4 protein-coding genes, 5 tRNA genes and 1 pseudogene are annotated in these 6,039 nt (G+C 60.1%); 8 read left to right on the forward strand and 2 right to left on the reverse strand.

Annotation, left to right across the window (positions count from 1 at the left end):
- Positions 1–74 precede the first annotated feature (74 nt).
- Entirely contained in the window at positions 75–1,079 is a 1,005-nt protein-coding gene (locus tag SOP85_RS30525; RefSeq protein ID WP_323629344.1) for an NADP-dependent oxidoreductase, read from the reverse strand.
- Positions 1,080–1,314: 235 nt separating this feature from the next.
- Between SOP85_RS30525 and SOP85_RS30530 the strand changes: the two genes are divergently transcribed.
- The 3 genes and pseudogenes from SOP85_RS30530 (at position 1,315) to SOP85_RS31535 (ending at position 4,175) form a co-directional block, all read left to right on the forward strand.
- Positions 1,315–2,076 (forward strand): SDR family oxidoreductase, encoded by a 762-nt coding sequence (locus SOP85_RS30530; protein ID WP_008062892.1) that lies wholly within the window; start codon positions 1,315–1,317, stop codon positions 2,074–2,076.
- A gap of 1,013 nt (positions 2,077–3,089) precedes the next feature.
- Positions 3,090–3,269, forward strand: a pseudogene (locus SOP85_RS31530) (HAMP domain-containing protein); the annotation flags it as partial.
- 201 nt (positions 3,270–3,470) lie between these two features.
- The gene (locus tag SOP85_RS31535) at positions 3,471–4,175 is read left to right on the forward strand and encodes a methyl-accepting chemotaxis protein (RefSeq protein ID WP_442967963.1); all 705 of its coding nucleotides are present in this window, start codon (positions 3,471–3,473) and stop codon (positions 4,173–4,175) included.
- A gap of 121 nt (positions 4,176–4,296) precedes the next feature.
- Here SOP85_RS31535 and SOP85_RS30540 read toward each other — a convergent pair whose 3' ends face one another.
- Positions 4,297–5,055 carry a hypothetical protein gene (locus SOP85_RS30540; RefSeq protein WP_274072937.1) on the reverse strand — a complete coding sequence of 253 codons (759 nt, stop codon included), beginning with the start codon at positions 5,053–5,055 and terminating at the stop codon, positions 4,297–4,299.
- Positions 5,056–5,441: 386 nt separating this feature from the next.
- Here SOP85_RS30540 and SOP85_RS30545 point away from each other — a divergent pair.
- From SOP85_RS30545 to SOP85_RS30565, 5 genes are all read left to right on the forward strand, one after another.
- Positions 5,442–5,517, forward strand: a tRNA-Glu gene (locus tag SOP85_RS30545).
- Positions 5,518–5,519: 2 nt separating this feature from the next.
- Positions 5,520–5,595: transfer RNA gene (locus tag SOP85_RS30550), tRNA-Gly, on the forward strand.
- Positions 5,596–5,699: 104 nt separating this feature from the next.
- Positions 5,700–5,775, forward strand: a tRNA-Glu gene (locus SOP85_RS30555).
- A gap of 3 nt (positions 5,776–5,778) precedes the next feature.
- Positions 5,779–5,854: transfer RNA gene (locus SOP85_RS30560), tRNA-Gly, on the forward strand.
- A gap of 77 nt (positions 5,855–5,931) precedes the next feature.
- Positions 5,932–6,007: transfer RNA gene (locus SOP85_RS30565), tRNA-Gly, on the forward strand.
- The last annotated feature ends 32 nt before the right edge of the window (positions 6,008–6,039 follow it).

Here is a 6,039-nt window from a genome sequence, read left to right on the forward strand (position 1 = left end):
GATGCAGGCGCCGCGGTTTATCTGAATGACCGCGGCGCCTGCATCGCCAGCAAGCCGGCTCCTACAGAACAGCTTCAGATTTTCAGGACCAACTTGCCAAAATTCTCCCCGCTGAACAGTTTCATCAGCGTCTCCGGGAACGTCTCCAGTCCCTCCACAATATCTTCCTTGCTCTTGAGCTGCCCCTTGGCCATCCAGCCGGCCATTTCCTGTCCGGCGGCGGCGAACTGCGCGGCGTAGTCCATCACTACAAAACCTTCCATGCGCGCACGGTTGACCAGCAACGACAGGTAGTTGGCCGGGCCCTTGACCGCTTCCTTGTTGTTGTACTGGCTGATGGCGCCACAGATCACCACCCGGGCTTTCATGTTCAGGCGGCTCAACACCGCGTCGAGGATATCGCCGCCCACGTTATCGAAATACACATCGACGCCTTTCGGGCATTCGCGCTTGAGTCCGGCAACGACATCCTCATTCTTGTAGTCGATGACGCCGTCAAACCCCAGTTCGTCGATGAGGAACCGGCACTTGTCCGCGCCGCCGGCGATGCCGACGACCCGACAGCCCTTGATCTTGGCAATCTGCTCGGCATTGCTGCCCACCGCTCCCGCAGCGCCCGACAGTACGACCGTATCGCCGGCCTTGGGCGCACCCACGTCGAGCAACGCGAAATACGCGGTCATGCCGGTCATGCCCAGCGCGGACAGGTAGCGCGGCAGCGGCGCCAGTTGCGGATCAACCTTGTAGAACCCGCGCGGCTCGCCGAGGAAATAATCCTGCACGCCGAGGGCGCCGTTGACGTAGTCACCGACTGCGAACCCGGGGTTGTTCGAGGCCACGACCCTGCCCACTCCCAACGCGCGCATCACTTCGCCAAGACCGACCGGCGGGATGTAGGACTTGCCTTCGTTCATCCAGCCGCGCATGGCCGGGTCCAGGGACAGGTATTCGTTCTTGACCAGGATCTGGCCTGCAGCCGGTTCGCCGACCGGTACTTCCTGATAGGTGAAGGTTTCCCGGGTCGCGGCCCCCACCGGGCGTTTGGCGAGGAGAAATTGGCGATTGGTCTGGGACGTCATGGCAGGCACTCAGGATGAATGAAACCTTGTTGATAGACCCTCAGGGTCGATGTCGCAAGTTCGGCTGATGCGGCGAATACGCTCTGATCCAGTGCAGTGATAGTTGGTACGGTAGTTCCATCACTGCGATGCATGGGGACTCAACCGGCCTTCTGATAGTGCTGCCTGGCGGCGGGGGCTCTGGCTATGCTGGAAAAACGCGACCCCCCGCAAACTTCTCTTCGAGGACAGAACAATGAGCATGACGTTTTCCGGCCAGGTGGCCGTAGTGACAGGCGCGGCAGCCGGCATCGGCCGGGCCACGGCCCAGGCGTTTGCCGCCGAAGGCCTGAAGGTGGTGGTGGCCGACATGGACACCGCGGGCGGTGAGGGCACGGTAGCGCTGATCCGCACGGCAGGCGGCGAAGCGACGTTCGTGCGTTGCAACGTGACGCTGGAAAGCGATGTAAAAAATCTGATGGATGAAGTGGTCAATACCTACGGCCGTCTCGACTATGCCTTCAACAACGCCGGCATCGAGATCGAGAAGGGCAAACTGGCCGAGGGTACGGTCGACGAGTTCGACGCGATCATGGGCGTCAACGTCAAAGGCGTGTGGTTGTGCATGAAGTACCAACTGCCTTTGTTGCTGGCCCAGGGCGGCGGTGCAATCGTCAACACGGCTTCTGTGGCCGGTCTCGGGGCTGCACCGAAGATGAGCATCTACGCGGCGTCCAAGCACGCGGTCATCGGCCTGACCAAATCGGCCGCGATTGAATACGCCAAGAAAAAAATCCGCGTTAATGCCGTGTGCCCGGCGGTGATCGACACCGACATGTTCCGCCGCGCTTACGAAGCAGACCCGAAGAAAGGCGAGTTCGCCAATGCCATGCACCCGGTGGGTCGCATCGGCAAGGTCGAGGAAATCGCCAGCGCGGTGCTGTACCTGTGCAGCGATGGCGCGGCGTTCACCACGGGGCACTCATTGGCCGTGGATGGCGGGGTTACGGCGTTTTGATTGCGGATCGACCTCCAGTGTTCTGAAAACGACGGGGGCGTAGCTTTTTGCCATTATTGCGACGCCAGAGACTTGTGTTGCCAAAGGCCCGTTGCGACTCTGCCGCTATTGATAATGGCGGGGGACTGAGTGCAATGATTTCGGCCGTGCAAGGACGTTTTGCCAACCTCGGTATGGCAAAAAAACTGGGTGTCGGGTTTGTGCTGGTGCTGTTGCTGACGGCCCTGGTGGCGGCCATCGGTGTATGGTCGCTGCACACCATCAGCCAACGCTTCGACGGGCTCAAGCAGATGTCTTCGCTCAACAGCGGCTTGCTCAAGGTGCGGCTGCTGGAGCAGGAATATGCCTTGCACGGCAGCCCGAAAACCGTCGACGCCCTGCACGCAGGCGTTGACGGCCTGATCGACCTGGCAAAGCAGCTCAAGGCGGCGTCGGCGGCCAACGTACCGGTGATGAATGACGTCGAGCAGTCCCTGGGGGCCTACCGCAAGGCGTTTGACGAATTTGTCTCGCTCAGCCAGGCCAAGGACCTGGCGCTGGAAATGGCCAGTTGGTCGGTGTCCAGCGTGGCCAACAACCTCGACGTCCTGCAAGCCGGGCTCGCCGACGACGGCGCTTATACGCTGAAGGAATCCGAAGGCAAGGACGGGGCGCAATTCATCGAGCAAGCCAGCCAGGTCAGCCAGGTTTCGCGGTTGATGCTGCAAGCCATGAACGAAGCGCGCGTGCGCCTGGACCAGAGCCGCAAGGGCGACGACAGCACCGCACAGGGCAAGATCGAGCAGGCCAGCCAGGCGCTGACCCAGGCCGAACAACTCAAGAACACGGTCAAGGATGAGGGCTACCAGACCGTCCTCAATGAAGTGACCGGCCATATCGCCAGTTTCAGCGACAAGCTCGCCGAGTACACCGGCCTGCTGGAACAGGAAAAAACCGTCTACCAGCAATTGCATCAACGCGCTGCCCAAGTGGTTGAGCGGGTGGATCAGGCCTATGTCGCCGAAGACCAGTCGATGCAGACGCAGCTGAAGAACAACTCGCTGCTGATCCTCGGTTCTTCCGTGCTAGCCTTGCTGGTCGGCCTGATTGCGGCGTGGGTGATCACCCGCTTGATCGTCGCGCCGCTGCGCACCGTGATTGGTGTGGCGCAGCAGATCGCTGCCGGGGACCTGAGTGCCAAGGTTGAAGTGACCCGCCGAGACGAGATTGGCCAGTTGATGCAAGCCATGCAGCAGATGGGCGAAGGGCTGAGCCAGATCGTCAGCGGTTTGCAGGCGGGCATCGAGCAGTTGGCCACGTCAGCGCAATCCTTGTCCGCCGTGACCGAACAGACCAACCTCGAAGTCAGCAGCCAGAAGGAAGATACCGAGCAGGTGGCGACGGCCATGAACCAGATGACCGCCACCGTGCATGACGTCGCGCGTAATGCGGAGGAGGCCGCCCAGGCGGCGCAAACGGCGGACAGCAAGGTGGAAAGTGGGCAACAGGTGGTGCGCCAGAGCATGGTGCGAATCGAACAACTGGCGGATTCCGCCACTTCGGCCAGTTCAAGCATCGAAAGCCTGAGCGCGGAAATCCAGAACATCGGTACGGTGCTCGGCGTGATCAAGAGCGTGGCGGAGCAGACCAATTTGTTGGCCCTCAACGCGGCCATCGAAGCGGCCCGGGCCGGCGAACAGGGCAGGGGGTTTGCGGTGGTGGCCGATGAAGTGCGGGCCCTGGCCAAGCGGACCCAGCAATCAACCGAGGAGATCGAGCGACTGGTCAGCGCCTTGCGCTCGGCGGCGCAGGCGTCGGTGCAGCAGATACAGAGCAGCGGCGAGTTGGTGAAACTGGCCGTCAGCGATGCACTGCAGACCGAGAGTGCGCTGGGGAGCATTGCGGCGGCCGTGTCCTTGATTCAGCAGATGAACCAGCAGATCGCGGCGGCTGCCGAAGAGCAGAGCTCGGTGGCCGAGGAGATCAATCGCAGCGTCACGAGTATTCGTGCGAGTGCGGACCAGTCTTCGCTGGCGATGCAGGGCAATGCGGCGTCGAGTATCGAGCTGGCGCAGTTGGGGGTTGAGTTGAAGGGGATGGTGGGGCATTTCAGGCTCTGATGCAGGCCTGACTGCCACTAAAAGATCGCAGCCTGCGGCAGCTCCTACAGGGATCGCATTCCACTGTTGGAGCTGCCGCAGGCTGCGATCTTTTGATCTTGTTTCTACGTTCGCTCGGTGATCAGTCGTAGATCACTTTCTTCTTCCAGTCCGCATCCGCCTCGACGTCCTTGAGGCCTTCGGTCAATTGGTTGACATCGCCCTCCACCGGAGCGATGCGGTCCATGACCTGGTCGTTGGCGCGGGCCAGGAGTTTTTCCAGGTATTGCAATTGTTCGGCGTAGACCTGGGGGTCCTGCTGCTTGCGCAGGTACTGCACGCCACGCTCGAACGCCAGCCGCGCCTGGCCGGGTTGGTTCTGCTGCAGGGAGTGCTGGCCGAGGTTGTTGAAAAACTCGATGTGCAGCAGCACAAGGATATGGCGCACTTCACGGATCCAGCCCTTGGCTTCGTTGGGTGGCAGGAAACCATCCTGTGCCGCGCGGGTGATTTGCCCGTGCAGGGCTTCGAGCAGGAAACGCACGTCCTTGGCCTTGGCTTCGGTCTGGATCGGTGCCGGCGGGTTGTTGACCGGAATCGATTGGCCCTGGGCAACCAGGGCCTCCAGTTCGGTTATCCGTGCCTTGAGGTTGGCGCTGGTCTTTTCCAGGTTCAACAGGCGTTGGCAAACATTCAGCTCCAGGCGGGTCAGCAGCAGCTTGAGCGCTGGCGTCATCAACTGGCCGGGAAACGTCTCGGTGATCTCACCACAGCGACGCAAACGGTCATTGAGTTCCACCTTGGTACGGGCCCTTTCCAGCTTATTGTTTTCCACCACATGGTTGATGTAGCCAATGGCGATCAAGAGTGCAATCCCGGCTACGACGAGCAGGGTGATCATGAGTGGTGTCACCGGTAAGACCTCTTTTATAGGGTTTGCATGCGAGTGTAGTGGCTTGGTCTCCAGCTGCCTGGAGCCGCTCGACTGCTTGACTCGGCGTGGCCAAGGTTTTATCGGCCGCAGCCCGCTTATATAAATGCTGGCACCTCAGGAGCATATTGCCATCACTCATGGCGTCGACTATAACGTCTTGGCGAGTGTCAGAATATAGGCGCCAGACCCCGGGCGACGGAAAACCGCAAGGGGCCTTAAAAGCAGTCCGAAGTCATTGATTTAAATAAATTTATAACAGGGGGTTGACGACCTCTCAATCCATCCATAGAATGCGCGCCACTTGCAGCGTAAAGCACACAGCGAAACGAAGCAGGCAGTGAATGTTGTAGTGTGTCCCCTTCGTCTAGTGGCCTAGGACACCGCCCTTTCACGGCGGTAACAGGGGTTCGAGTCCCCTAGGGGACGCCATTGCGGGAATAGCTCAGTTGGTAGAGCACGACCTTGCCAAGGTCGGGGTCGCGAGTTCGAGTCTCGTTTCCCGCTCCATTTTTAAACGGTCTTGCTTTCGGGCAGGGCTGAGTGAAACCAGAACCAAGTCTTCGGATGCGGATCTGGGCACCGAAACACACACCATGTGTTCCGGGCAGCGTGTCCCCTTCGTCTAGTGGCCTAGGACACCGCCCTTTCACGGCGGTAACAGGGGTTCGAGTCCCCTAGGGGACGCCATTTGCGGGAATAGCTCAGTTGGTAGAGCACGACCTTGCCAAGGTCGGGGTCGCGAGTTCGAGTCTCGTTTCCCGCTCCATATTTAACAAAAACGCCGCTCACCGAGTGGCGTTTTTGTTTGTAACAGATGTTAGAGTCCCCCAGGGGATGCTTTTTGCGGGAATAGCTCAGTTGGTAGAGCACGACCTTGCCAAGGTCGGGGTCGCGAGTTCGAGTCTCGTTTCCCGCTCCATATTTAACAAAAACGCCGCTCATTGAGCGGCG

Origin of the sequence: Pseudomonas sp. YuFO20, assembly GCF_035064975.1 — a bacterium.
In the GTDB taxonomy this organism is placed as follows: Bacteria; Pseudomonadota; Gammaproteobacteria; order Pseudomonadales; family Pseudomonadaceae; genus Aquipseudomonas; species Aquipseudomonas putida_AE.